A 26115-nucleotide genomic window follows, 5' to 3' on the forward strand; every position below is an offset into this window, starting at 1 on the left:
GCGGCTCGCGCCTCGGGCGGCAGAAGACCGGGCAGCGCGGACGTGAGGGAGGTCGGAGCGGATGTTCCAGTGGCAACCGCTGGCCCTGCCCTTCGCCGCGGCCGCGATCGCCTCCCTGCTCGCCGCCCGGATCATGTGGCGGCGGCGGGAGGAGACCCCCGCCGTCGCGGCCCTGGTCGTGACCATGCTGGGCCTGGCGCAGTGGTCCGGCACGACCGCCATCGGGATGAGCGGCGCGACCCTGCGGATGCAGGTCCTCTTCCTCGACGCCATCTACCCCGGCGTCTGCGCGGCCGTCGCGGGGGTCTTCTGCCACGCGCTGGCCATGTCGGACCGCCGCTGGGCCTGGAGCTGGCGCCGGCACTGGTGGCTGCTCGTCGAGCCGGTGCTCATCGTCGTGGCGGTGGCCACCAACCCCTGGCACCGCCTGTTCCGCGACGGCCACCAGCTCGTCGGCGACCCGGCGGGACTGCGCTCGTTCCCCGGGCCGCTGTTCTGGGTGCACACCTACTACAGCTACGCCCTGCTGGCGGCTGCCGCGTTCCTGCTGCTGCGCGGGGCCTGGCGCACCTCCCGCGTCCACCGCCGCCGCTTCCTCTGGCCCGTCCTCGGCGGCCTGGCCCCCGCCGCGGGCAACGTCGTCAGCGTCTGGCTCCTCCCGCACGGTCGCAGCGCCGACCTGACGTCGATCTTCTTCCTGGCGACGGCCGGTGCCTGCTGGTGGGCGCTGCAGCGCTCCGCCCTGCCCGACGTGCTGCCCGTCGCCTTCGGCCACGTCGTGGAGACCATCGACGACGCCGTCCTCGTCGTGGACTGCCGCCACCGCATCGTCCAGCTCAACCCCGCCGCCGAGGCCCTCCTGCGCCGGGCCGTGCCCGGCGCCCCGCGACAACTGGTCGGGATGGAGCTGCCCGAGCCCGTCGCCGGGCTGCGCCTCGCCCTCGACGAGAGCGCCCGCGGCCAGTGCACGCTGCGGCTGGCCCAGGGCGGCCTCGCGGAGGGCACCGACGTCGACGTGCGCGCGACGCCGCTCACCGACGCCCGCGGCGCCTGCATCGGGTGGGTGCTCGTCGCCCGCGACGTCACCGAGTCGCTGCGCCTGCGGCGGGAACTGGCCGAGCAGGCCCTGCGCGACCCGCTGACGGGGTTGTTCAACCGCCGCCGGGTGGTCGAGGCGCTGGAGGAGGAGGTGCCCGCCGCCCTCGCCGCCGGCCGGCCGGTCAGCGTGCTGCTCGCCGACGTCGACCGGTTCAAGGCCGTCAACGACACCCACGGCCACGCCGTCGGCGACGCCCTGCTCGTCGCGATGGCCCGCGCCCTCACCGGCGGGGTGCACCCCGGGGACCTCCTGGCCCGCTTCGGCGGGGAGGAGTTCGTGGCCGTGCTGGTGGGCGTGGACCTGGGGGAGGCTCTGGAGCGGGCCGAGGACCTGCGCCGCCGCTGCGGCGCGGTCGAGGTGCCCGGCGCCGACGGCGCCCGCGTGCGGACGACCATCAGCGTCGGGGTCGCCGGCCTGCCCGGCGGGGCGTCGGTCGACGCCCCCTCCGACCGGCTCCTGTCCACCGCCGACGCCGCCCTCTACGCCGCCAAGGCCGGCGGCCGCGACCGCGTCATCACCCGCAGGGTCCGCTCCTACGTCGAGCTCCCCGCGCCCCGGTGAGCCCGGCGGGCGGTCCCGCGGGCGGCGCCGGCGTCCCTCAGCCGGGGCGGACGAGCCCCGTCTCGTAGGCCAGCACCACGGCCTGGACCCGGTCGCGCAGCCGCAGCTTCATCAGCACGTTGCTCACGTGGGTCTTCACCGTCGTCTCCCCGAGGACGAGGTGCTCGGCGATCTCGGCGTTGGACATCCCCCGCGCGACGAGCAGGAGCACCTGGCGCTCCCGCTCGGTCAGCGCGGCCAGCCGGTCCGCCGGGGGGACGGCCGAGGCCGACGGCAGGTGCTGGGCGAAGCGGTCGAGCAGGCGCCGGGTGACGGCCGGGGCCACGATCGCCTCCCCGCGGTGCACGACCCGCACGGCCGCGACGAGGTCGTCGGTGGGCACGTCCTTGAGCAGGAAGCCGGACGCCCCGGCGCGCAGCGCCTCCACCACGTACTCGTCGTGGTCGAACGTCGTGAGCACGAGCACGCGGGGGCCGTCCCCGCGCGCGGTCAGCCGCCGGGTGGCCTCGATGCCGTCCATGCGCGGCATGCGGATGTCCATGAGCACCACGTCCGGGCGCAGCGCCTCCACCTGGCTGAGCGCCACCGCGCCGTCGGCGGCCTCGCCCACGACCTCCAGGTCCGGCTCGGAACCCAGCACCATCGCGAAGCCCGTCCGCAGCAGCGGCTGGTCGTCGACGAGCAGCACCCTGATCGTCACCGCGGGCTCCCCGCCGGCGCCGAGGTGGGCAGCACGGCGCGCAGGAGGTAGCCGCCACCGCCGCGGGGCCCCGCCTCCACGCTCCCGCCGTAGGACGCGACCCGGTCCCGCAGCGCCAGCAGCCCCACCCCGGCCGCGGACGCCGTCCCCCACGCGGAGGCGCCGCGGCCGTCGTCGGCCACCTCCACCTCCAGCCGCCCGTCGCGCCCGTGCAGCAGGACCCGCACCCGCGCCGGCCCGGCGTGGCGCTCGGCGTTGGCCAGCGCCTCCTCGACCACCCGGTACGCGGCGAGATCCGCACCGGTGTCCAGGACCACGTCCTCCCCGTCGCGGGTGAGCTCCACGTCCAGGCCCCGGCCCCTGGCCGCCGCGACCAGGTCGGGCAGGTCCTCCAGACCGGGCTGGGGACGGCTGGGGGCCTCCTCCACGCCGAGCACCCCGAGGACGCGGCGCACCTCCTGCACGGCCGAGCGACCCAGCCGCTCGACCTCCACCAGCGCCCGCTCGGCGGCCTCGGGATCGCGCCCGAGGACGCGGCGCGCGGCGCTCGCCTGCACCGTCATCGCCATCACGCCGTGCCCGACGACGTCCTGCATCTCCCGCGCCACGGCGCTGCGGGCGTCGGCCAGCGCGGCGCGCGCCTGGGACTCCCGCGCCGCGAGGAGGGCCGCGTTGCGCTCCTCCAGCCCCCGCACGTACTGCGCGCGGCTGCGCGACCACGCCCCGGCGCCCCAGACGAGCGCGACGCCCAGCGCGTTGGCGAGGACGTCCGCGAGGCCGAAGCCGTAGGGGGCCGTCAGCAGCAGGACCGTGAGCGCCAGCGCGGTGAGCAGGGCGGTGGGGATGCTGGTGCGCCGGGAGGTGAGCGCGGCGACGGAGTACAGGCACAGCAGGGCGCCGAGGCCGCCGTTGACCTGGAGGTGGCCGAGGGCGGGGGCGGCCAGCGCCGCGGGCAGCGCCAGGGCCAGCGCCGCCACCGGAGCGCGGGAGCGCACGGCGACGGGAGCCGCGGACAGCACCGCCAGGGCGTAGGCGAGCGCGTCCGGCTCCCGCCCGCCGATGATGCTGGTCATCGCCCCGCTCATCAGGCCGCCGACGCCCACGGCCACCAGGACGACCGCCAGCGCGGCGTCCAGGGCCACGGGCGGCTGCAGCGCCCAGCGCCGCCAGCGGGCGTCGGCGTCCGCGCCGTGCGCGCCGGCTTCCTCGTCCACGTCGTCCACGGTAGGCGGCGAGGTGATCCGCCCGACTCCTCCTCCAGGAGGAACCCGCGCGGCTACGCTCGGACGGTGGCCGACCTGGGGATCGTCCCGGTCCAGCCGACGCTCGGTCCGGACGGCGACGCGCGCCCGGGCGAGGCCGTGCCCGTCACTGCGACCACCGCGGTGCCCGTCGCTGCGACCACCGTGCAGCGGGCCGCCGAGGCCGCGGCCACCGCCGAGCGCCGCCGCATCGCCCGCGAGCTGCACGACTCCGTCAGCCAGGCCCTCTTCGTCCTGCACCGCCGCGCGGAGGTCGTCGAGCGGGCCCTCGACGCCGGCGACGAGACGACGCTGCGGGCTGCCGCCGCCGGCCTGCGGGAGGTGTCGCAGCAGGCCATCGACGAGCTGCGCGCCGTGCTGGGGGACCTGCGCTCGGCCGAGGCGCCGGCCCAGGGCTTCGGGGCCGCCCTGAGCGCGCTGGCCCGCTGGGTGCGCGACACCCACGAGCTGCCGGTGCTGGTCGAGGTCGGCGCCGACGCCGACGCGGCCGTGGCGGGGCTCGGCCCCGAGGCCGCCCGGCACCTGCAGCGGCTCGTGGGGGAGGCCCTGCACAACACCGTCAAGCACGCCCGTGCCTCCGGGGTCCTGGTGCACGCCGCGGTCGAGCACGGCGGCCCCGGGCGCTGCCTGGTCGTGGGGGTCAGCGACGACGGCTGCGGGTTCCCGGAGCCCGCCCGGCCGGACCCGGCCGAGACCGCCGCCGGGCGGGGCCACGGGCAGCAGACGATGCGGGAGCGGGCCCGGCTGTGCGGGGGGCACCTCGCCGTGGACAGCGCAGCGGGGGAGGGGACCCGCGTCGTGGTGCGGATCCCCCTGCCTGGCGAGGGCCGCTGAGGGCCCCGGCTCACTGCACCCGGCTCACTGCGCCGTGGCGAGGGCGCGCAGCACCGGCATCCGGGAGGCCCGGTGCGCCGGCCACGCCGCCGCCAGCACGCCCACCAGCGCGGACACCGCGAGGAGGACCGCGAGCCTGCCGCCGGGCACGGCCAGCTCGTCGATGCCCTGCCCGTCCAGCACCGACACCAGGCCGACGCCGAACACCAGCCCCAGCCCGAGGCCGAGGACCGCGCCGAACAGGGCGATGAGGACCGCCTCCAGCCGGATCGTGCGGCGCAGCTGCCGCCGCGCCATGCCCACCGCCCGGAGCAGGCCGACCTCGCGGGTCCGCTCCAGCACCGACAGGGCGAGGGTGTTCACGATGCCGAGCACCGCGATCAGCACCGACAGGACGAGCATGGCGTTGATGATCATCAGGAGCTGCGCGACCTGGCCCTGCTGCTCCTGCACGAACTCGCCCATGTCCTTCACCGAGACGATCGGGTGGTCGGCCACCACGGCCTCGACGGCCTCCCGCACGGCCCCGGCGCCGGCGCCCTCGGCCAGCTGCACGAACACCCACCGGTCCAGCGGCTCCCCACCCAGCTCCCCGAGCGTCGCCAGCGGCAGCAGCGCCGGCCCCACCGACGGGGCGGTCTCGTAGATGCCGCGCAGCTCCAGCTCGCGCTGCTCGCCGTTGACCCCGCGCACGGCGACGGTCTCCCCGACCTCCCAGCCGCGGTCGCGGGCGAGGTCGGCGTCCACCAGGAGCTGGCCGTCGGCCGGCGCCCCGCCCTGCCCGGCGATGACGTCGAGGGCGAAGACGTCGTCGCCGGTCGTCTCGTCCACGCCGAACAGCATCGTCGGCTCGCCGTCGAGCTCGACGAACCCGAGGCGGGCGACCCCCACGGACGCCACCCCGTCCAGGCCGCGCACCTCCTCCGCGACCTGCGGGGAGAAGGGCTGGGTCACGGCGCTGGAGACGATGAAGTCGCTGCGCATCCGCTCCGCGACGGCCGAGCCGATGGAGGCGTTCGCGGACTGCCCGATGATGCTGAAGCCCGTCACGAGCGCCACCCCGACCATGAGCGCCGAGGCCGTGGCGGCGGTGCGGCGCGGGTTGCGCAGGGCGTTCTCCCGCGCCAGCCGCCCCGCCGGCCCCCAGATCCGGGGCAGGGCCGCGCCGGCGACCCGCAGGAACGGCCGGGCCAGCACCGGGCTCAGGGCGATCGCCGCGACCACCAGGGCGAGGGAGCCGAGCAGGACGAGCGTGGCGGGGGCGTCGTCCAGGGCGGTGCCGGCGACCAGCGCGGTCCCGCCGGCGACGCCCAGCACCGCACCTGCCCGCGTGCGTCGCCGCAGGGAGCCGTCGGGCATGGCGTGGTCGTCGCGCAGGGCCGCGACCGGTGGGACCTTCGCGGCGCGCCGGGCGGGCAGGTAGGCGGCGAGGACGGTGACGAGCACGCCCACCGCGTAGGCCGCGACGACCGTGCGCGGCGCCACCACGAGGGAGCCGTCCAGCGTCAGGCCGACCCGCCCGAACGCCCAGCGCAGTCCCGCCGCCACGGCCAGGCCCAGCAGCAGCCCCGCGGTCGAGCCGAGCACCGCCAGGACGAGCGCCTCGGCCAGGACGGACCCCGTCACCTGGCGCCGGCTCGCGCCCAGCGCACGCAGCAGCGCGAGCTCCCGCGTCCGCTGCGCGACGAGCATGGAGAAGGTGTTGAGGATGATGAAGCTGCCGACGAACAGCGCGATGCCGGCGAAGACGAGCAGGAACACGTCGATGAAGCCGAGCGACTCCGCGAGCTGCTCGGTCCGCTTCTCGCTGGCCTCCTCGCGGGTGGCCACCGCCAAGCCCTCGCCGAGCGCCGCGTCCACGCGCTCGGCGAGCTCCTCGCGCCCGACGCCGTCGGCGGCCTGCACGCTCACGCCGTGGAACGTCCCCGGCGCGGCCAGCAGCTCCTGGGCGGTGGCGGTGTCGAAGGCCACCAGCGAGGCCCCGGCGAGGCCGCCGCTCTCCCCGAAGCGCAGGGTGCCGACCACGGTGGCGCTCAGGCGCGGGCCGGGGGTGAGCAGCTCCACGGTGTCGCCGATGCCGTAGCCGGTCCGCTCGGCGGTCGCCTCGTCGAGGACGACCTCGTCGCGGGCGGCGGGGGCGCGCCCGGCGGTCAGCGTCATGCCCAGGCCCTCGGCGGGGTCCCAGCCGGTGCCGATGCCCGGGGCGCCGCCGGTGGCCACGACCTTGCCGTCGGGGCCGATGACGTAGACGCCCGGGGACTGCACGTACCCGGTGGCGGAGGCGACGCCGTCGACGGCGGCGATCTGCCCGGCGAGGGCGGCGTCCAGGGGCTGCGGCGGTGCGCCGCCGGGGGCGCCGGTGGGCTCGAAGGCCCGCTCGGCGCTGACGTCGACGTCGGCCGTGGTGCTCTCGAAGAGGGCGGTGAAGGTCCGCTCGAGCGTGTCGGTGAAGACGAGCGTGCCGGCCACGAACGCGACGCCGAGGACGACGGCGAGGCCGCTGAGGGCGAGGCGCACCTTGTGCGCGAGGAGGTTGCGCCAGACCACGCGCCGCATCACGCACCGCCGCGGGGGTCGAGGGCCTTCATCCGCTCCAGCACGCCGTCGGCGGAGGGGGCGGCGAGGGAGTCGACGACGCGGCCGTCGGCGAGGAAGAGCACCTCGTCGGCGTAGGAGGCGGCGACGGGGTCGTGGGTGACCATGACGACGGTCTGGCCCATCTCGCGCACCGAGCTGCGGAGGAAGCGCAGCACGTCCGCCCCGCTGCGGCTGTCCAGGTTGCCCGTCGGCTCGTCCGCGAAGACGATCTCCGGTCGCCCGGCGAGGGCGCGGGCGCAGGCGACGCGCTGCTGCTGCCCGCCGGACAGCTCCGACGGGCGGTGCGAGAGGCGGCCCTGGAGTCCGACGGCGTCGATCACGGTGTCGAGCCACTCCTGCTCCACCCGCCGGCCGGCGAGGTCGAGGGGGAGGGTGATGTTCTCCGCCGCGGTCAGGGTGGGGAGGAGGTTGAACGACTGGAACACGAAGCCGACGCTGTCGCGGCGCAGGGCGGTGAGGCGGGCGTCGCCGAGCCCGCTGAGCTCGACGTCACCGATCCAGGCCCGGCCGCTGGTCGCGGCGTCGAGCCCGGCCATGCAGTGCATCAGGGTGGACTTGCCGGAGCCCGACGGGCCCATGATCGCGGTGAACGCCCCCCGGGGGAACGCCACGTCGACCGCGTCGAGGGCCACGACCCGGGCCTCCCCGCGGCCGTAGACCTTGGTCAGCGACTCCGCGCGCGCCGCGACCGCGCTCGCCGTGCGCGCCGGGCCGGTGGTGCTCGTCTCCTGGACCGGGTTCACGGTCCGCCTCCTCCTGTCGGGGGCGGCACCGTTCGCCGCCGCTTCCGACGCTAGGGAGCCGGGTCAGGCCGCGGATCCTGCTGCGGAACCGCCCGTTCCCCTCCGCAGGGGGGAGGGACGCGAACGGCCTCCTCCCGAAGGAGGAGGCCGTTCGTCGGCGGGGTCGTCCCCGGACCGGGGTCAGGGGTGCAGCAGCACCTTCAGCGCCCCGGAGGAGCGGTCGCCCAGCAGGGCGAGGGCCTCCTCCGCCTGCTCGATGCCGAACTCGTGGGTGACGATGACCGAGGGGTCGAGGATGCCCTGCTTGAAGGCGCGGACTGCGTAGGCCCAGGCGCGGGTCGGGGCGCCGAAGACGGTGAGGACGTGCACCTGGCTGGTCACCAGCTCCAGCGAGGACAGGTCGTCGGCGTCCTCGCCGGGGATGCCGGTGAGCACGACGCGGGCGCCGGGGCGGCCCAGGCGGGTGGCCAGCCGTGCGACACCGGGCGCGCCCGCGGCCTCGATGACCGCGTCGAACGTGCCGAACAGCCCGTCCTCCTCGGCCGTGCCGGACACGCCGTAGTGGGCGGCGCCGCAGCGGCGGGCCAGCTCCTCGCGGGAGTCGTTGTGGTGCAGGACGGTGACCTCGGCCCCGGCGCCCTTGAGGAGCTGGGCGGCGAGCAGGCCGAGCGCGCCGGCGCCGATGACGGCGACCTTGCTGCCGACGGTGAGGTCGGCGAGGAGCACGGCCTCGGCGACGCAGGCGGCCGGCTCGATGCCCGCGGCGGCGCGCAGGTCGGCGTCGTCGGGGAGGACGTGCAGGAGGTTGGAGGGCAGGAGGAGGTAGTCGCTCCAGCCGCCGGGCAGCGTGAAGCCGGTCTCCTCGTAGTCGGTGGTGGAGCCGTCCACGTCGCCCTCGACCGAGGCGGGGTTGGCGCTCGAGGGCCGGATCCCCTCGCCGACGACGCGCTTGCCCACCAGCGCGGGGTCCACGCCCTCGCCCACGGCGGCCACCGTGCCGGACCACTCGTGCCCGGGTACGACCGGGTAGCGCACGAACTGCGCGGGCCGGGTGCCGGCGAGGACCTCGCGGTCGGAGCCGCAGATGCCGCACCAGGCGATGCGCACGAGCACCTCGCAGGGGCCCGGGGCGGGGACGTCCACCGGGACGACGCTCAGGGATCCCGGTTCGGTGACGAGCACTGCGCGGCCCGTGCGTGCGGCGGCTCTCGTGCCGTTCGCGGCCTCCGGCGTGCTCACGTGGGTGGCCTTTTCGGCGATCATGGACATCCCGGTTCCCCCTCCGGCACGGCGCCGTGCCTGCTCTCCTGCGCAGCTCATGGTGCTGGCTCGCACACTCTAGGGCCTTCTGTTAACGCTCACATCGACCTCTCCACTTTCGGTCCAACGGAGATTCGCGTCGTGAGCCGGCGACTCCGCTCCGACCCGTCGACCACGCAGCGTGACGCGCCGACTGCTTCGAGCGTCCGTCGAGGGCGTCCGCCCGACGCTGCACGGCGTGCCGCGGCGCGGACGCTCAGCCGCCCGCCGGGCCCCGGCCCCCGTCCACCGGCCCGTCCGCGGGGTCCCGCCCCGCGAGGTCGTCGCGCACGAGCAGGCTCAGGTCGGCGTCGCCGTTGCGGTAGGCGGCCCGGCCGATGGCGTGCGCCCCCACCGGCGAGGTGATCAGCTGGAAGACCGCCACCAGCAGGATCGTCGCGCTGAGCCCGGCGCTGCGCGTGTCCAGCGCGGCACCCGCCAGCACCAGCAGCAGGCCCAGCACCGCCGGCTTCGTCTGCGCGTGCATCCGCGTCAGCGCGTCGGGGAAGCGCAGCAGCCCGATGCCCGCCAGCAGCGTCAGGCCCACCCCGCTGAGCAGCAGGACGGCCGCGAGGACGTCGAGGACCGCGCTCACGGCTCCTCCCGCCGCTCCAGGAACCGGGCCGCCGTCACCGTGCCGGCGAACGCCAGCAGCGAGACCACCACGAGGATCCCGACGTAGCCCTCCTCGTCCGAGCGCGCCACCTGCACGGCGACCAGCCCCACCGCCACGAGCAGCAGGGTGTCCAGCGCGACCACCCGGTCGCTGGCCCTCGGCCCCTGCAGCAGCCGCACCGCCACCATCGCCCCCGCGAGGGCCAGCCCCGCCAGGCAGACGGCGTAGACGAAGATCATCCCCGGGCCTCCCGTTCCGCTCGCCCGGCCCCCGGCCGGCCGCCGGCCTGCGCCAGGTCGATCCGCAGCGCCCGCGCCCCGTGCTCCTCCAGCGAGCGCGCGTGGCGGACCACGTCCTCGGCCGCGCCGGACCGGTCCTCCAGGTGCAGGACGTGCACCCAGATCCTCGGGCCCGCCTCGTCCACCTCCAGCGTCAGCGTCCCCGGTGTCAGGGTGATCGAGTTCGACACCAGCGACAGCAGCGCCCGGTCCCGGCAGCGCAGCGGCACCTCCACGACCGCAGGGCGCAGCCGCGACACCGGCCACAGGACCTGCCGAGCCACCTCGGCGGTGGCCACCACGAGGTCGCGCACGAACCGCAGCGCGTACGTCAGGGTGGGCAGGGGCGCCGGCCACCGGAACGGCCCGTGCTCCACCGGCGGCGAGACGTGGAGGACGAACGCCCCCACCAGCAGCCCGCTCAGCACGTTCGCCCAGGACACGTCGCCCCACAGGGCCAGCCACACCACCAGCAGCCACGCCAGCCGCGGCAGGTTCCGCCGCCACGCGCCCGCCCGGCGCCCGGGTGCGGCCCCCGGCGCCTGCACCGCCGTCACCGCGGCACCGCCGTCATCCCAGCACCGCCTCCACGTAGGGACCCGCCGCCAGCAGGTCCGCCGCGGCCCGCAGGCACAGCGCGTACAGCGGACCGCCCAGCACCGGGATCGCCAGGCCCACCAGCACCACCGCCGCGGTCGCCGCCGTCATCGTCGCCGGGACCGTGCGCACGCCCACCTGCACGGCGTCCTCCGGGTCCTCGTCCGGCACGACGTCGGAGGGGGAGCCCCAGAACGCCGAGCCCCAGATCAGCGCCATCGAGTACAGCGTGAGCAGGCTCACCAGCACGGCCAGGCCCACGATCACCCACGAGCCCACCGCGCTGCCCGCCTGCAGCAGGGCCAGCTTCGCCAGGAACCCCGAGAACGGCGGGATGCCCGCCAGGGACAGCGCGGGCAGCGCGAACAGCACCCCCAGCAGCGCCGAGCGGTGGGTGAGGCCGCTGATGCGGTCCAGCCGGCTCGTGCCCGTGCGCCGCTCGATCAGCCCCTCCACGCAGAACAGCGTCGTCTGGATCACGATGTGGTGGACCATGTAGAGCACGGCCCCGGCCACGCCCGCCACGGTGAAGAAGGCCAGCCCCATCACGATGAAGCCGATGTGGCTGACGATCGTGAACGACAGCACGCGCTTGATCTCGTTCTGCGCGATGGCCCCGAGGATGCCGACGAGCAGCGTCGCGCCCGCCAGCACCAGCAGCACCGGCCCCGTCACCGCCGTGTCGTCCGGGAAGATCAGCGTCTGCGTGCGGATGATCGCGTAGACGCCGACCTTCGTCAGCAGGCCCGCGAAGACCGCCGTCACCGGCGCCGGCGCCACCGGGTAGGAGTCCGGCAGCCAGAAGTACAGCGGGAACAGCGCCGCCTTGATCCCGAAGACCACGATCAGCAGCAGCGCCAGCGACAGCCGCACCCCGCCCGGCACCTCCGCCAGCGCCCCCCGCAGGTCCGCCATGTTCACCGTGCCCGTGGCGGCGTAGACCAGCCCGATGACGGTCACGAACAGCACCGAGGCCAGCAGCGACACGACGATGTACGTCATCGCCGAGCGGACCGCCGACGGGCCCGCCTGCAGCGTGATGAGCACGTAGCTGGCGGTCAGCATCACCTCGAACGCCACGAACAGGTTGAACAGGTCGCCGGTGAGGAAGGAGAACGACACCCCCGAGGCCAGCACCAGGTACGCCGGGTGGAAGACCACCCGGACCCGGTCGCTGCGCTCGTCGGCGGCGTCCGCCACGCCCTGCCCGATCGCGTAGACCAGCACCACCATCAGGACGATCACCGAGACCAGCGTCAGCAGCGACGACAGCCGGTCGGCCACCAGCGAGATGCCGAACGGCGCGTCCCAGTTCCCCGCCTGCACGGCCAGCGGCCCGTCGGCGTCCGCCCGCAGCAGCAGCGCCGCCGCGTCCAGCGCCATCACCGGCAGCACCAGCAGCGGGATCGCGCGCTGGGTGCCCGCCCGGCGCAGCAGCAGCGCCAGCGCCGCCCCCAGCAGGGGCAGCAGCACGGGCAGGCCGACGAGGACCCCCGCGGGAACCGTCCGCGCCAGCCCCGTGAGCACGTCGGTCACGACGGACCCTCCTCGACGTGGTGCGCGATGCGCGAGTCCTCCGGGTCGTCCTGCACGACGTCGTCACGGGTGAGGGCGTAGCTGCGGTAGGCCACGGCCAGCAGCAGGGCGCTCACCGCGAAGGAGATGACGATCGCGGTCAGCGCCATCGCCTGCGGCAGCGGGTCGGCCATGCGCTCGGGGACGCTGCCGTCGTCGCCGATGAACGGGGCCGCCCCCGACAGCCCCCCCGCCACCAGCAGCAGCAGGTTCGCCGCGTGGGTGAGCAGCGCCAGCCCGATCAGCACCCGGGTCAGGGGCCGCTGCAGCAGCAGGTACGTCCCCGTCGCGAACAGCACGCCCACGACCAGCGCCAGCACCAGGCTGGAGCCGGTCGGCGCCAGCACCGTGCCCTCCGCCGCGGCCCGCGCGAGCGCGCTCACCGGTCCTCCTCCCCACCCGGGGCCAGCGAGGTGCCGGCCTGCTCCCCGAGCGTGGACAGCACCGCCAGCACCAGCCCCACCACCACCAGGTACACCCCGATGTCGAAGATCAGCACGGACGCGAGGGAGACTCCGCCCAGCACCGGCACGTGCGGGTGCGAGTAGCCGCTCTCCAGCACCTGCCCGCCCCCCAGCCACGGCGCCACGGCCGTCCCCGCCGCCAGCAGCAGGCCCACCCCCAGCACCACCCCCGGCCGCGGGGTCGCGCCCGCGGCCCGCCGCCCCGCCGAGGTGTCCCCTGCGAGGTAGGCCAGCACCAGCGCCGTGCCCGCCACCAGGCCCGCGATGAAGCCGCCACCGGGGGCGTTGTGCCCGCGGAAGAGGAAGAACAGCGAGGTCACCAGGACGGCGTGCAGGACGAGCCCGGTGCCGACCTCGAACAGCACGGACGGGCGGCGCGGGGACGGGGTGCCGGGGCGGGGACCGGCCGGTGTGCTCACGGCGCCCGCACCTCCGGCTCCTCGCGGCGCACCGCGTCGTGGGGGCCGTCCGCCCCCGGCCGGCCGCGGCGCAGCGTCAGCACCAGGCTCGACATGCCCAGGGCCGCGATGAGCACCACCGTGATCTCGCCGAGGGTGTCCAGGCCGCGGAAGTCCACCAGGATGACGTTGACCACGTTCAGCCCGCCGCCCTCCGGCTTGGAGCGGGCCACGAACTCCTCCGCCACGCTCGGCCTGACGCGCACGGACGTCGCCGCCAGCGTCAGCACCGTCATCCCCACACCCACCGTGACCGCGACCGCGGCGCGCCGCAGCCGCGAGCGCCGCGTCTGCACCGGGAAGCGGCGCGGCAGCAGGCGCAGCACCAGCAGGAAGATCACCACGGAGAGCGTCTCGACGAGGAACTGCGTCAGGGCCAGGTCCGGGGCGCCCTGCAGCACGTAGAGCGCCGCCACGCCGTAGCCGACGCCACCCAGCATGAGCACGGCCGCGAAGCGCGACGACGTGCGCGCCGCCGCCAGCGCCGCCAGCGCGATGACGACGCCCACCCCGATCTGCACCGGCCGGTCGACGATCACCCCCGGCGCCAGGTCCGCGCCGCGCAGGGCCAGGCCCCCCAGCGGCAGCAGCGTCGCGGACAGCGCGATGACGCCCAGGTAGCGCGGCAGCGAGCCGCTCTGGGTGCGGCCGGTGACCACGTCCGCGGCGGAGTCCAGCCCGTACACGGCCGCGTCGTAGGTGCGGTCGGCGTCCAGCGCCTGCGGCAGCACCCGTCCGACGGAGCGCTGCAGCAGCCCCCAGCGCCGCCGCGCGGCCACCAGGGCGACCCCCAGCGCCAGCGTCAGCACCGACAGCAGCAGCGCCGGCGTCACCCCGTGCCACAGCGCCAGGTGCACCGGCTCGCCCGCGCCCGGGTACGGCGCGGCCACGGCCGAGACCAGCGGGTCCAGCAGCGCGGGCAGCACCCCCAGCGCCACCGCGGCCGCCGCCAGCACCACCACGGGCGCGACCAGCCCGGCGCCGGGGGCGTGCACGTCCTGCGCCGCCACGGCGCGCTCCCCGGCCGGCACCGCGTCCAGGTCCTCCGCCCCCGACGGCTGCGGGCGGCCCGCGAAGGCCCCCCACAGGAACCGCCCCGCGTAGCCCAGGGTCAGGACGCTGCCCAGCACCAGCCCGGCCAGCGCCACCGTCGCGAAGGTGCCCTCGGCCTCGGCGAAGGCCGTGTAGACCTCCTCCTTCGCGATGAACCCCAGCAGCAGCGGCACGCCCCCCAGGGACAGCGCCGCCACGGTCGCCGCCACCGCCAGCACCGGCATCCGCCGCCCCAGCCCGTCCAGCAGCCGCAGGTCACGGGTGTGGGCGGCGTGGTCCACGGCGCCCACCGTCAGGAACAGCGCCGCCTTGGCGAAGCCGTGCGCCAGCAGCAGCAGCGCCGCCGCGACCGCCGACTCCGCCGAGCCCCACGCGGCCACCGCCGTCAGGAAGCCCAGCTGGCTCACCGTCGAGTACGCCATCAGGCTCTTCAGGTCGTGCTGGCGCAGGGACCGCCAGCCGCCCAGCAGCATCGTCGCGATCCCGACCGACACCAGCAGCGGGCGCCACCAGGACAGCTCGGCGAAGCCGGGCGCCAGCCGCGCCACGAGGTAGACGCCGGCCTTCACCATCGCCGCCGCGTGCAGGTAGGCGCTGACGGGCGTGGGGGCGGCCATCGCCGCGGGCAGCCACGGGTGGAACGGCACCTGCGCCGACTTCGTCAGCGCCCCGAGCAGCACCAGCAGCAGCGCGGCGGTCACCAGGGCGCCCGAGGGGGGCTCGGCCACGATCTCCGACAGGCGGGTGGTGCCGGCCTGCTGCGCCAGCACGATGAGGCCCAGCAGCATCGCCAGCCCGCCCAGGGTGGTGATGAGCAGCGCCTGCATCGCCGCGCGCCGGGCGGTGCGGTCCTCGTCCGACAGGCCCACGAGCAGGTACGACGTGATCGTCGTGGCCTCCCAGAAGACGTACAGGAGGATCACGTCGTCGGCGAGGACCAGGCCGACCATCGCTCCGGCGAAGGCGGTCAGGGTGGCGGCGAAGCGCACCAGGGGGCTGTCGCGGTCGGCGTAGGAGGCGCAGTAGAGGAAGATCAGGGTTCCGACGCCGCTGACCAGCACCAGCATCAGCAGCGACAGGGCGTCCAGGCGCAGCGCCACGGTGAGGTCGAGGCCGGGCACCCAGGGCACCTCGCGCCCCCAGGCCCGGCCGGCGAGCACGTCCGGCGCCGCCGCGAGCGCGAGGACGACCCCGGAGAGGGGGGCGAGCGCGGCCACGTAGAAGGCGCGGGGCCCGAGCCGGGGAGCCAGCAGCCCCGCGAGCACCGCCAACCCCGCGTGAGCGGCGAGGACTGCGAGCACCGACCCTCCTCCTCCTCGCCGCCGTGGAACCTCCCGTGACCCTAGGGGGCCGGGGGTGCCCGCGCACTCGCCCGCCCGCCCGGCCGTCCGCTCGGGCAGCTCTCGGCGGGCGCCCGCGAGCGGGGGCGCGGCCGCCTCAGTCGCCCTTGACGTTCACCACCTGCCGCAGCGTGTGCAGGACCTCGACGAGGTCGGCGGCGTCCGCCATCACCCGGTCGACGTCCTTGTAGGCCAGGGGGTGCTCGTCCAGGAAGGCGTCGGTGTCGCGGTACTCGATGCCCGCCATCGCCTCCCGCAGCTCCGCCACGCTGAACTGCTTGCGCGCCTTCGTCCGCGACAGCCTGCGCCCCGCCCCGTGCGGGGAGGAGTGCAGGGACAGCTCGTTGCCGAGGCCGCGGACCACGTAGCTCGCCGTCCCCATCGAGCCCGGGACCAGCCCCAGCCGGCCCGCGTCGGCCTGGATGGCGCCCTTGCGCGAGATCCACAGGTCCCGGCCGAAGTGCCGCTCCGGCTGGGAGAAGTTGTGGTGGCAGTTGATGCGCTCCTGCTCGACCACGTCGGCGCCCATGAACTCCGCCAGGCAGGCCACGACCCGGTCCATCATCTCCTCGCGGTTGAGCAGCGCGAAGTGCTGCGCCCACTGCAGGTCGCGCAGGTAGGCGTCGAACTCGGGCGTGCCCTCCTCGAGGTGGGCGAGGTCCATGTCCGGCAGCACGAGCCCGGTGCGCTCCGCCAGCCGGCGCGCCACCGCGATGTGCTGCTGGGCGAGCTTGTTGCCGATGCCGCGCGAGCCGGAGTGCAGGAACAGCCACACCGCGCCGGTCTCGTCGAGGGTCACCTCGATGAAGTGGTTGCCGGAGCCGAGCGAGCCGAGCTGCAGGTCCCAGTGGGCCAGGACGGCGCCGTAGTCGCGCCGGGCCATCGCCTGCAGCTCCTCGACGCGGGGCGCGGCGGACGGCAGCACCTTCCGGTTGCGGGCACCGGCGGACAGCGGCACCGCCCGCTCGATCGCCTCGCGCAGCGGCGACAGCCCGCGCTTGCGGGAGCCGCGGGCGCGCAGCTCGTCCTCCGAGAACTGGCTGCGGACCGCGATCATGCCGCAGCCGATGTCCACCCCCACCGCGGCGGGGATGATCGCGCGCTCGGTGGGGATGACGGAGCCCACGGTGGCGCCCTTGCCCAGGTGGGCGTCGGGCATCAGGGCCAGGTGCGGCTGCACGAAGGGCAGCTCGCTGGTGCGGCGGGCCTGCTCCAGGGTGTCGGGCTCGATGTCGGACGCCCAGTTGAGCAGCTTCGGGGTGATCTTCTCCATGGCTCTCCTCCCGCTCCCACCCTGCCCCGGACGGGCCGTGCGCCGCCCTCCGGGAGCGCCGCCACCCCTCTCTCCTCCCCGGAAAGGACCCTTTCCGGGGTCCTTTCGCCCTCTCCGGGCCCGGAAAGGGTCCTTTCCGGGGGAGGAGCCCCCGGGGGAGGAGCCCCCGGGGGAGGAGCCCCCGGGGGAGGAGACCCCGAGGGGAGGCGTCGGGGCGGCCAGGGTGCGGGCGGCGTCCCAGCAGGTGAGCGGAGTTGCTCCGCGGGCACCCCGTGGAGGACCATCGGCGACATGGCTCCCGGCGCGCTCCTCGACGAGTTCTGGCCGGGCCGCCGTCCTTACCTCTTCGACGGCTGGTGTCGCCAGGTCAGCTCCCGCCCCTGACCGGCACGACGCTGCCCCCGCGCAGCAGCCACCCGTCCCCGGAGGACCCCCGTGACCGACCCCACCCCTGCGCACGACCGCGCCCCCGAGCGTCCCCTGCGCTTCGAGACCCTGGCCGTGCACGCCGGGCAGGTGCCCGACGAGGCCACCAGCGCCCGCGCGCTGCCGATCTACCAGACCACCAGCTACACCTTCCGCGACTCCGACCACGCGGCCGCCCTCTTCGGCCTGGCCGAGACCGGCAACATCTACACGCGGATCATGAACCCGACGCAGGCGGTCGTCGAGGAGCGCATCGCGGCCCTCGAGGGCGGGATCGGGGCCCTGCTGGTCGCCAGCGGGCAGGCCGCCGAGACCCTCGCGATCCTCAACATCGCCGAGGCCGGCGACCACGTCGTGGCCAGCCCCCGCCTCTACGGCGGCACCTACAACCTGCTGCGGCACACGCTGCCCAAGTACGGGATCTCCGCGACGTTCGTGGACGACCCGGACGACCCCTCCTCCTGGGCGCGGGCCGTGCGGCCGGAGACGAAGCTCTTCTTCGCGGAGACGATCTCCAACCCCGCCGGTGACGTCCTCGACATCGAGGCCGTCGCAGGGGCCGCGCACGCCGCCGGGGTGCCGCTCGTGGTGGACAGCACCGTCGCCACCCCGTACCTCGTGCGGCCGCTGGAGTGGGGCGCCGACGTCGTCGTGCACTCGGCCACCAAGTACCTCGGCGGGCACGGCACCGCCGTCGCGGGCGTCATCGTCGACGGCGGCCGCTTCGACTGGGCCGCCCACGCCGGCCGCTTCCCCGGCCTGACCACCCCCGACCCGAGCTACCACGGCGTCGTCTACACCGATGCGCTCGGCCCGGCCGCCTACATCGCCAAGGCCCGCGTGCAGCTCCTGCGCGACCTCGGCCCCGCCGCCACCCCGTTCAACGCGTTCCTCATCGCCCAGGGCATCGAGACCCTCGCCCTGCGCATGGAGCGGCACGTCGCCAACGCCCAGCGCGTCGCGGAGTGGCTGCAGGCCCACGAGCAGGTCGAGTCCGTGCGCTACGCGGGGCTGCCCGGCTCGCCCTGGTACGAGCGGGGCCGCAAGTACGCGCCGAAGGGGACGGGTGCGGTGCTGGCGTTCGAGATCGCGGGGGGCCGCGAGGCGGGCCGCGCGTTCGTCGACGCCCTGACGCTGCACAGCCACGTCGCCAACATCGGCGACGTGCGCTCGCTGGTCATCCACCCCGCCTCGACGACGCACTCGCAGCTCGACGTGGAGGCGCAGCTCGCCAGCGGGGTGACGCCCGGCCTGGTGCGCCTGGCCGTGGGCATCGAGCACGTCGACGACATCCTCGCCGACCTCGAGACCGGCTTCGCCGCCGCGCGCAGCGTCGCCGGTTCCGGGGCTGCCGCGACGGCCTCGGCATGACGGCCGTGGCGCACCCCTCGCAGGCCACGGGCCCGCTGCCGCGTCCGGCGGTGCCCGACCAGAGCGCCCGGACGGCGCCCCTGCCGGCGGCCACGGGCGCCTGGCGGGAGGGCGACCCGGTGGCCGGGCGCCGCTTCGCCGACCTCGGCACCCTGCCCCTCCAGTTCGGCGGCGAGCTGCCCGGGGTGCGGCTGGCGTACGAGACGTGGGGGACGCTGGACGCCGACGGCGGCAACGCGGTCCTCGTCCTGCACGCCCTCACCGGTGACGCCCACGTCAGCGGCCCCGCCGGTCCCGGCCAGCCCACCCCGGGCTGGTGGGACGGCCTGGTGGGGCCGGGCCTGGCGCTGGACACCGACCGCTGGTTCGTCGTGGCGGCCAACGTCCTCGGCGGCTGCCAGGGCAGCACCGGCCCGGCCTCGATCCGCCCGGGCACTGACCGGCCGTGGGGTTCGGCGTTCCCGCGCGTGACGGTGGCCGACCAGGTCACGGCCGAGGCCCGGCTCGCCGACCACCTCGGCGTCGGGCGCTGGGCGACGGTGATCGGCGGCTCGATGGGCGGGATGCGCGCGCTGGAGTGGGCCGTCGGGCACCCCGACCGGGTGGGCGCGGCCCTCGTGCTGGCCACCAGCGCCGCCGCGACCGCCGACCAGATCGGCACGCAGTCGACGCAGATCGCGGTGGTGCGCGCCGACGCCGGCTGGCACGGCGGCGACTACCACGACCTGCCGCCGGGCTGCGGGCCGCACACGGGCCTCGGCCTGGCCCGCCGCATCGCGCAGCTGACGTACCGCACGGCGGAGGAGCTGCACCTGCGCTTCGGGCGCGACGCCCAGGAGGGCGAGGTCCCGGAGGTCGGGGGCCGCTACGCGGTGCAGTCCTACCTGGACCACCACGCCGACAAGCTGGTCCGCCGCTTCGACGCGGGCAGCTACGTCGCCCTCACCGACGCGATGAACACCTGGGACGTCGGCCGCGGCCGCGGCGGCACGGAGGCGGCCCTGCGCTCCTGCCGCACGCCGCTGGTGGTGGCCGGGGTGGACTCCGACCGCCTCTACCCGATCGCGGAGCAGCGGTTCATCGCCGAGGCGGCCGCCGGGACCGTCGGTGGCCTGCGCGTCATCCGCTCGCCGTTCGGCCACGACGGGTTCCTGCTGGAGGCGGACCAGCTCGTGCCGCTGGTGCTGGAGGCGCTGGAGCTGGGGGAGCGGGCCGGGCGCTCGCCGGCGGGCCGCGCCTGACCGGCAGTCGCACTGCAGACGAGGAGAGGGCGCCCCGCCACCGGCGGGGCGCCCTCTCCTCGTGGGCCCGGCTGCGCGCCGGGCCCTGTGCTGCGCGGGTGTCAGTGCTGCCGGGCGCGCGCCACGTCCTCCGGGGACGAGGCGGGCGAGGCGGAGGCCGCCGTCAGGTCGACGTTGTCGGGGCGCGGCGAGTGGTCGTGCGGGTCGCTGCTCATGCTCGACTCGTCGAAGGGCAGGTCCCCGTCCAGCACCCGGCGGGTGCGGTCCAGGTCCACCTGCTGGGTCCAGGCGCCGATCACGAGCGTGGCGACGGCGTTGCCGGAGAAGTTCGTCACCGCACGGGCCTCGGACATGAAGCGGTCGATGCCGACGATGAGCCCGACGCCCTCCAGCAGCTCGGGGCGGTGGGAGGACAGCCCGCCCGCCAGCGTCGCCAGGCCGGCGCCGGTGACGCCCGCGGCGCCCTTCGAGGCGATGATCATGAAGACGAGCAGCGAGACCTGCTCGCCGATCGAGAGCGGGTCGCCCAGGGCGTTGGCGATGAACAGCGACGCCATCGTGAGGTAGATGGCCGTGCCGTCGAGGTTGAACGAGTAGCCCGTGGGGACCACGATCCCGACGGTCGTGCGCTGCACGCCCGCGTGCTCCATCTTGGCGATGAGGCGGGGCAGGGCGGTCTCCGAGGAGGAGGTGCCCACGATGAGCAGGTACTCCCGGGCGAGGTAGCGGAACAGCTTGAAGATCGACATCCCGGTGCTCGCCTTCAGCAGGACCCCGAGGACGACCACGATGAAGAGGAAGCAGGTGGCGTAGAAGCCGCCCATCAGCCACGCCAGGCTCACGAGGGCGTCGACGCCGGTCTCCCCGACGACCGCGGCGATGGCACCGAAGGCCCCGATGGGAGCCACCCACATGATCATGGCGAGGATCTTGAAGATCACCCGCTGTGCCGCGGCGATGGCCTGCAGCGGCCCCTCGCCGCGCTCGCCGAGTGCCTGGATCGCGAAGCCGACCAGCAGGGCCACGAACAGCGCCTGCAGCACCTCGCCCTCCGTCAGGGCCGAGACGAGGGTGTCCGGGATGATCCCGAGGATGAACTCCGACGTCGACGCGGCCTCCCCGGCCCGCTCGGCGCCCTCCCCGCGGATCTCCTCGGTCAGCTGCAGCTGCGTGGTGGGCAGGACGTTGCCCACCACCAGGCCGATGACCAGCGCGAAGCCGGACATGACCATGAAGTACGCCAGGGCGATGCCGCCGACCCGGCCCACCTGGGCGGCCTTCCGCACGGAGCCGATGCCGAGCACGATCGTGCAGAAGATGATCGGCGCGATCATCATCTTGACCAGGGCCACGAAACCGGTGCCGAGCGGCTTCAGCTCGCGGGCGAACGCGGGGGCGAGCAGGCCGATGGCGATGCCGAGGGCCACCGCCACGAGGACGCTGATGTACAGGAAGTGGGTGCGGTCCTTCTTCGCCGGCGCGTTCGGGTCGGCGGGGCGAGCGGTAGCGCTCACTGTCTCCTCCTGCTGCGACGCCGGGCGCACTCCACTGTGCGTCCGGTCCTGCAGACCACTCTGAGGGAGAGGGTGTGACGGTGCCACGTTGTGCAACTTCCGGTCACGGGCGGGCACTGCCCGCGGCCTGGCGCGCGCGGCGCACCGCACCCGCCGCACCCCGGTCCCGGCGGCGCGGCATCGCCGGTGCGGTGCTGCGCGCCCAGCTCCTCGTGCTCGCCGTCCTCGTCCTCGGCGGCGGCGCGGGCGTCCTCTGGGAGGCACGGCAGGCGGAGGAGCGCGCCGCCGCCGCCCGCGCCTCCGGGGTCGCCGCCACCGTCGCGCTCGCCCCCGCCGTCACCGCGGCCCTGCCGCTGGAGGGCGCCCCGCCCGCGGCGCGCGCCGCCGTCCAGCCGTACGCGGAGGCCGTCCGCCGCGCCACCGGCACCGACTTCGTCGTCGTCATGGGCACCGACCGCACCCGCCTCAGCCACCCCGACCCCGCCCAGATCGGCCGCACCTTCCTCGGCACCACCGCCCCCGCCCTGCGCGGGGAGGCGTTCACGGAGACCTTCACCGGCACCCTCGGGCCGTCCGTGCGGGCGGTCGTCCCCGTGCGCGCCTCCACGGAGGCCGACGCACCCGTCGTCGGCATGGTCGCCGTGGGCGTCACCCGCGAGGCCATCAGCCGCTCGTTCGTGCGGCAGCTGCCCGCCCTCCTCGCAGCCCTCGCTCTCGCCCTGCTGCTCGCCGCCGCCGGCAGCGTCTCGATCAGCCGCTGGGTGCGGCGCAGCACCCACGGGATGGAACCGGCCGAGCTGACCCGCCTCTACGAGTACTCCGAGGCCGTGCTGCACGCCCTCGGCGAGGGCCTCCTCGTCGTGGACCGGCAGCAGCGGCTGCAGCTGGTCAACGACGAGGCCCGCCGCCTCCTCGCCCCGGCCCTCGACGACGCCGGGCCCGGCACGGCCGTCGAGGGCCTCCCGCTGCCGCCGGCGCTGCGCGCGCTGCTGCTCGAGGGGAGCGGGGCCAGCGACGAGGTGCTCCTCAGCGCCGACCGCGTCCTGCTCGTCGACCAGGCCCCTGCCGTGTGGGAGGGCCGGGTGCTGGGCAGCGTCACGACCCTGCGCGACCACACGCGGCTGCGGGAGCTGAGCCGCGACCTCGACGAGACCCGCGACCTCGCCGAGGCCCTGCGCTCCCAGGCGCACGAGTCCGCCAACCGCCTGCACACGGTCGTCGCGATGGTGGAGATGGGACGGACGGAGGACGCCGTGCGCTTCGCCACCGCCGAGCTGGACGTGGCCCAGAGCCTCACCGACCTCCTCGTCAGCGAGGTCGAGGAACCGGCCGTGGCGGCGCTGCTGCTGGGCAAGAGCGCCCAGGCCGCGGAGTGGGGGGTGGAGCTGCGGCTCGACCCGGCCACGTCGCTGACGACGGCTCCCGTGCCGGTCCGCGACCTCCTCACGGTGCTCGGCAACCTCGTCGACAACGCCGTGGAGGCCGCCCTCGCCGCCCCGGCACCCCGCTGGGTGCGGGTGCTGCTCGCCGTCGAGGGGCCCGAGTGCGTGGTCGAGGTCGCGGACTCCGGGTCGGGCATCGCCGCCGGCGACCTGGAGGAGGCGCTGCGGCGGGGCTGGTCCCGCAAGGCGCAGCGGCTGCGGCCGGACCCGGTGCACGGGCACGGGCTCGGGCTGGCGCTCGTGGGGCAGGTGGTGCGCCGCCACGGCGGGTCGGTGAGCGCCCTGCCCGCGGAGCCGGGCGCGGGCAGCCGCGTGCTGGTGCGCCTGCCCGTCGCCGGCCAGGGGGCCGATGAGGGGGCCGACCAGGTGGCGGGTCCGTGAGCGCGCGGCCGGGCGGGACGGAGCTGCGGGTGCTCGTCGTCGAGGACGAGCCGCTGGTGGCCGAGGCGCACCGCGCCTTCGTCGACCGGGTGGCCGGCTTCCGGGTGGTGGCGGTGGCGCACAGCGCCCGCGAGGCGCTGGCCGCCCTCGGGAGCACCGCGCCGGGCGCCCGGAGCCGCGAGGACGGCAGCGGGGGCGGCAGGGCAGGGGTCGACCTCGTGCTGCTCGACATGGGCCTGCCCGACGCCGACGGCCTGCAGGTCCTGCGCGCGGTCCGCTCCGCCGGGGTGCCCGTCGACGTCATCGCCGTCACCGCCGCCCGCGACCTGCCCGTCGTCCGCGCCGCCGTGTCCCTCGGGGTGGTGCAGTACCTGCTGAAGCCCTTCACGGCCGCCGCCCTGCGCGACAAGCTCCTCGCCTACGCCCGGTTCCGGGACCAGGTCGTCGGCCCGCCCGCCGCACCACCGGCCGTCCTCGACCAGGGCCGGATCGACGCCGCGCTGGCCCAGCTGCGGCCCCAGGCGCCGGAGCAGGCCGCCCGCGGCATCAGCGCCGGCACCCTGCAGCTCGTGGTGGCGGCCCTGCGCGAGGCGCAGGGCGGGGCCGGGCTGTCCGCCGCGGAGGTCGCCACCCGGACGGGGCTGTCCCGGGAGTCCGCCCGCCGCTACCTGGAGCACCTCGTCTCCACCGGGCAGGTGGGGAAGGTCCCCCGCTACGGCGGGCCGGGACGCCCCGAGACCGGCTACGTGCCGCGCACGCCGCTGTAGGCGCCTGCCCGGGGCCTGGCCCTAGGGTGTGCGACGTGTCGACGGCCTCGCAGCTCACGGACCCGGTCGCCTACCACGCGGAGGGGCCGTGCTGGTCCCCGCAGTGGGGAGGCCTGCGCTGGGTGGACATGCTCGCCGGGGACGTCCTCTCCCTCGGCGCCGACGGCAGCGTGTCCCGCGAGCACGTCGGCGACGTCGCGGCCGTCGTGCGGCCCCGCACCGGCGGTGGCGCGGTCATCGCCGTCGAGCGCGGCTTCGCGCTGCAGGAGCCCGACGGGAGCCTGCGCACGCTGCCCGAGCTGTGGGCGGCCGACGCGGGCCTGCGCATGAACGAGGGCGGCTGCGACCCCGACGGGCGCCTCTACGTCGGCTGCATGGCCTACGACCAGGCCGAGGAGCGCGGCGACGGGCGCGGCACGGTGTACCGGCTGGACCCCGACGGCACGGTCGGCGTCGCCTGGAGCGGCGTGACCATCTCCAACGGCCTCGGGTTCAGCCCCGACGGCTCCCGCGCGTACTACGTCGACACCCCCACCGGCCGCATCGACGTCCTCGACTACGACAGCGCCGCGGGGCTGACCGGCCGCCGCCCGTTCGCGCAGGTCAACGACGACGGCAGCAGCCACCCCGACGGCCTCGTCGTCGACTCCGAGGGCTACGTGTGGGTGGCGCTCTTCGGCGGGGGAGGGGTGCGGCGCTACGCACCCGACGGCACCCTCGACGGGGTGGTGGAGGTGCCCGGCGCCTCCCAGGTCACGGCGGTGACCTTCGGCGGGGAGGACCTGGACCAGCTCTTCATCACCACGTCGCGGGAGAACCTGCCCGACGACGCCGAGCCGGTGGCGGGCTCGCTGTTCACCTTCCGCCCCGGGGTGCGGGGCCTGCCGGTGCTGCCCTTCGCGGGCTGAGCGGGCGCCCGCCCGGACCGGGTGCGGCCCGAGGCGTCGGGCCCGGTCGGGGCCGGTCTCAGTCCGCGACCGGGCCTCAGTCCGCGACCGGGCCCTGGGCGGGCCGGGTGGGCAACGGCGGCCCGTCCACGGGGACGGACGCGGCCTCGTCGTCGGTCCCGGGGGCGCGCGCGGCCGTCTCCGTGCGCAGCCGCTGCGCGAACTCCTCGGCCATCATCAGCCGGCGGCGCAGCTCCTCGACCCGCTTGTCGGCGGCCTCCCGGAAGGCGGCCAGCCGCTCCAGGAGCTCCTCACGGGTGGCCCCCGCCTCGAGGCGGCCGTCGAGGGCGTCGAGGGTCGTGAGGAGCTCGCGCATCTCCTCCAGGGAGAAGCCCAGGGGCTTCATCCGCTTGATGACGAACAGGCGGTAGAGGTCCAGCTCCGTGTAGAGCCGGAACCCCCCCGGGGTGCGCGCCGAGGGGGTGACGAGACCCATCTCGTCGTAGTAGCGGATCGTGCGCAGGCTCAGCCCGAGCCGTTCCGCCACCTCGCCGATCTGCATGCGGTCCGGGACGTCCACGGCGGATCCCTCCGAGTCGGCCTGCGACACGGCTCCCAACGCGGTCTCCGACACGTCTCCCGCCCTCCCTCCAGCCCTCCAGGGGGCCACTGCAGTGGGGCCGCGGCCCCACCTGAGCGTAGTCGTCCGCGGACGACGGGTGGCGCTGTCGCGGCAGGCGCCACCCGCCCGGAGCCGCCGTCCCGGCACGGCTCGACGGCCCGGCCGCGCCGTTGACCGGCGCGGCCGGGACGGTCAGTGCCCCTGCTGCTTCAGCCGCTCCAGCGAGTTGCGGATCTCCGCCTCGGCGTCCTCGCGACCCACCCAGTGCGCGCCCTCGACGGACTTGCCGGGCTCCAAGTCCTTGTAGGTCTCGAAGAAGTGCTGGATCTCCAGCCGGTCGAAGTCGCTGACGTCGGTCAGGTCCTGGATCTTGAAGACGCGGGGGTCGCCCGCGGGCACGCAGAGGACCTTGTCGTCGCCGCCGGCCTCGTCGCGCATGTGGAACATGCCGATCGCGCGGCACTTGATCAGGCAGCCGGGGAAGGTGGGCTCCTCCAGGATGACCAGCGCGTCCAGGGGGTCGCCGTCCTCACCGAGGGTGTTCTCGATGAACCCGTAGTCGGCCGGGTAGCGCGTGGAGGTGAAGAGCATCCGGTCCAGGCGGATGCGCCCCGACTCGTGGTCCACCTCGTACTTGTTGCGCTGACCCTTGGGAATCTCGATGGTGACGTCGAACTCCATGGGCTTGGTCACGCTTGCTCCTCCTCGTCGACC

At 75.7% G+C, this 26115-nt stretch carries 23 protein-coding genes; 7 read left to right on the forward strand and 16 right to left on the reverse strand.

The features are described 5' to 3' along the window. The first annotated feature begins 61 nt into the window (after positions 1-61). Positions 62-1660, forward strand: a complete 1599-nt coding sequence (locus CLV92_RS14040) for a histidine kinase N-terminal 7TM domain-containing diguanylate cyclase (protein ID WP_104433639.1) — start codon at positions 62-64, stop codon at positions 1658-1660. Between the two features lie 37 nt (positions 1661-1697). Here the strand turns inward: CLV92_RS14040 and CLV92_RS14045 are convergent, their stop codons facing one another. Together CLV92_RS14045 and CLV92_RS21495 are read right to left on the reverse strand one after the other, a co-directional pair. After that, on the reverse strand, positions 1698-2360 hold the full coding sequence (locus CLV92_RS14045; RefSeq protein WP_104433640.1) for a response regulator: 663 nt from the start codon (positions 2358-2360) through the stop codon (positions 1698-1700). Next, positions 2357-3574, reverse strand: coding sequence for a sensor histidine kinase (locus tag CLV92_RS21495; RefSeq protein WP_158257249.1), 1218 nt, complete (start codon positions 3572-3574; stop codon positions 2357-2359). The genes CLV92_RS14045 and CLV92_RS21495 overlap by 4 nt, the downstream gene beginning before the upstream one ends. A 75-nt stretch (positions 3575-3649) precedes the next feature. Between CLV92_RS21495 and CLV92_RS21500 the strand changes: the two genes are divergently transcribed. Next, on the forward strand, positions 3650-4456 hold the full coding sequence (locus CLV92_RS21500) for a sensor histidine kinase (RefSeq protein ID WP_158257250.1): 807 nt from the start codon (positions 3650-3652) through the stop codon (positions 4454-4456). Positions 4457-4480: 24 nt separating this feature from the next. Here the strand turns inward: CLV92_RS21500 and CLV92_RS14060 are convergent, their stop codons facing one another. The 11 genes from CLV92_RS14060 to CLV92_RS14110 all read right to left on the reverse strand — a co-directional run bounded on the left by CLV92_RS14060 (position 4481) and on the right by CLV92_RS14110 (position 16750). Beyond that, on the reverse strand, positions 4481-7003 hold the full coding sequence (locus tag CLV92_RS14060) for an ABC transporter permease (RefSeq protein ID WP_158257251.1): 2523 nt from the start codon (positions 7001-7003) through the stop codon (positions 4481-4483). An 8-nt stretch (positions 7004-7011) separates the two neighbouring features. Then, entirely contained in the window at positions 7012-7797 is a 786-nt protein-coding gene (locus tag CLV92_RS14065) for an ABC transporter ATP-binding protein (protein ID WP_104433648.1), read from the reverse strand. A gap of 180 nt (positions 7798-7977) precedes the next feature. Beyond that, the gene (locus tag CLV92_RS14070; RefSeq protein WP_104433853.1) at positions 7978-9060 is read right to left on the reverse strand and encodes a zinc-dependent alcohol dehydrogenase; all 1083 of its coding nucleotides are present in this window, start codon (positions 9058-9060) and stop codon (positions 7978-7980) included. 253 nt (positions 9061-9313) lie between these two features. Continuing rightward, on the reverse strand, positions 9314-9691 hold the full coding sequence (gene mnhG, locus CLV92_RS14075) for a monovalent cation/H(+) antiporter subunit G (RefSeq protein ID WP_104433650.1): 378 nt from the start codon (positions 9689-9691) through the stop codon (positions 9314-9316). Then, complete coding sequence (locus tag CLV92_RS14080) at positions 9688-9951, reverse strand: MrpF/PhaF family protein (protein WP_104433652.1); 264 nt, start codon at positions 9949-9951, stop codon at positions 9688-9690. The genes mnhG and CLV92_RS14080 overlap by 4 nt, the downstream gene beginning before the upstream one ends. Beyond that, a complete protein-coding gene (locus CLV92_RS14085; protein ID WP_104433654.1) occupies positions 9948-10547 on the reverse strand; it encodes a Na+/H+ antiporter subunit E in 600 nt (199 codons plus the stop codon). The genes CLV92_RS14080 and CLV92_RS14085 overlap by 4 nt, the downstream gene beginning before the upstream one ends. A 13-nt stretch (positions 10548-10560) precedes the next feature. Further along, on the reverse strand, positions 10561-12123 hold the full coding sequence (locus CLV92_RS14090) for a Na+/H+ antiporter subunit D (RefSeq protein ID WP_245886815.1): 1563 nt from the start codon (positions 12121-12123) through the stop codon (positions 10561-10563). Continuing rightward, positions 12120-12545, reverse strand: a complete 426-nt coding sequence (locus tag CLV92_RS14095; RefSeq protein ID WP_211291129.1) for a Na(+)/H(+) antiporter subunit C — start codon at positions 12543-12545, stop codon at positions 12120-12122. The genes CLV92_RS14090 and CLV92_RS14095 overlap by 4 nt, the downstream gene beginning before the upstream one ends. Next, positions 12542-13045, reverse strand: a complete 504-nt coding sequence (locus CLV92_RS14100) for an MnhB domain-containing protein (RefSeq protein WP_104433656.1) — start codon at positions 13043-13045, stop codon at positions 12542-12544. Before CLV92_RS14100 ends, CLV92_RS14095 begins: the two co-directional genes overlap by 4 nt. Continuing rightward, entirely contained in the window at positions 13042-15438 is a 2397-nt protein-coding gene (gene mbhE, locus CLV92_RS14105) for a hydrogen gas-evolving membrane-bound hydrogenase subunit E (RefSeq protein ID WP_104433658.1), read from the reverse strand. The genes CLV92_RS14100 and mbhE overlap by 4 nt, the downstream gene beginning before the upstream one ends. 136 nt (positions 15439-15574) lie before the next feature. Beyond that, on the reverse strand, positions 15575-16750 hold the full coding sequence (locus CLV92_RS14110; protein WP_104433660.1) for an RtcB family protein: 1176 nt from the start codon (positions 16748-16750) through the stop codon (positions 15575-15577). A 435-nt stretch (positions 16751-17185) separates the two neighbouring features. Here CLV92_RS14110 and CLV92_RS14115 point away from each other — a divergent pair, with 435 nt between their 5' ends. Together CLV92_RS14115 and metX are read left to right on the forward strand one after the other, a co-directional pair. Further along, the gene (locus CLV92_RS14115; RefSeq protein ID WP_104433662.1) at positions 17186-18547 is read left to right on the forward strand and encodes a bifunctional o-acetylhomoserine/o-acetylserine sulfhydrylase; all 1362 of its coding nucleotides are present in this window, start codon (positions 17186-17188) and stop codon (positions 18545-18547) included. After that, positions 18544-19788 (forward strand): homoserine O-acetyltransferase MetX, encoded by a 1245-nt coding sequence (metX, locus tag CLV92_RS14120; protein ID WP_104433664.1) that lies wholly within the window; start codon positions 18544-18546, stop codon positions 19786-19788. The genes CLV92_RS14115 and metX overlap by 4 nt, the downstream gene beginning before the upstream one ends. A gap of 101 nt (positions 19789-19889) precedes the next feature. Here the strand turns inward: metX and CLV92_RS14125 are convergent, their stop codons facing one another. Continuing rightward, on the reverse strand, positions 19890-21302 hold the full coding sequence (locus CLV92_RS14125) for a cation:dicarboxylate symporter family transporter (RefSeq protein ID WP_104433666.1): 1413 nt from the start codon (positions 21300-21302) through the stop codon (positions 19890-19892). Positions 21303-21382: 80 nt separating this feature from the next. Between CLV92_RS14125 and CLV92_RS14130 the strand changes: the two genes are divergently transcribed. Genes CLV92_RS14130 through CLV92_RS14140 form a run of 3 tightly spaced genes read left to right on the forward strand, consistent with a single transcriptional unit; the run spans position 21383 to position 24800 of the window. Continuing rightward, positions 21383-23125, forward strand: coding sequence for a sensor histidine kinase (locus CLV92_RS14130; RefSeq protein WP_211291130.1), 1743 nt, complete (start codon positions 21383-21385; stop codon positions 23123-23125). Beyond that, positions 23122-23892 carry a response regulator gene (locus CLV92_RS14135; protein ID WP_104433668.1) on the forward strand — a complete coding sequence of 257 codons (771 nt, stop codon included), beginning with the start codon at positions 23122-23124 and terminating at the stop codon, positions 23890-23892. Before CLV92_RS14130 ends, CLV92_RS14135 begins: the two co-directional genes overlap by 4 nt. 35 nt (positions 23893-23927) lie before the next feature. After that, on the forward strand, positions 23928-24800 hold the full coding sequence (locus CLV92_RS14140) for an SMP-30/gluconolactonase/LRE family protein (protein ID WP_104433670.1): 873 nt from the start codon (positions 23928-23930) through the stop codon (positions 24798-24800). A gap of 76 nt (positions 24801-24876) precedes the next feature. Here CLV92_RS14140 and CLV92_RS14145 read toward each other — a convergent pair whose 3' ends face one another. Beyond that, positions 24877-25359 carry a MerR family transcriptional regulator gene (locus tag CLV92_RS14145; RefSeq protein ID WP_245886816.1) on the reverse strand — a complete coding sequence of 161 codons (483 nt, stop codon included), beginning with the start codon at positions 25357-25359 and terminating at the stop codon, positions 24877-24879. 234 nt (positions 25360-25593) lie between these two features. Continuing rightward, positions 25594-26082, reverse strand: a complete 489-nt coding sequence (locus CLV92_RS14150) for an inorganic diphosphatase (RefSeq protein WP_104433671.1) — start codon at positions 26080-26082, stop codon at positions 25594-25596. Positions 26083-26115: the final 33 nt, after the last annotated feature.

The organism is Kineococcus xinjiangensis, from assembly GCF_002934625.1.
Taxonomy (GTDB): domain Bacteria; phylum Actinomycetota; class Actinomycetes; order Actinomycetales; family Kineococcaceae; genus Kineococcus_A; species Kineococcus_A xinjiangensis.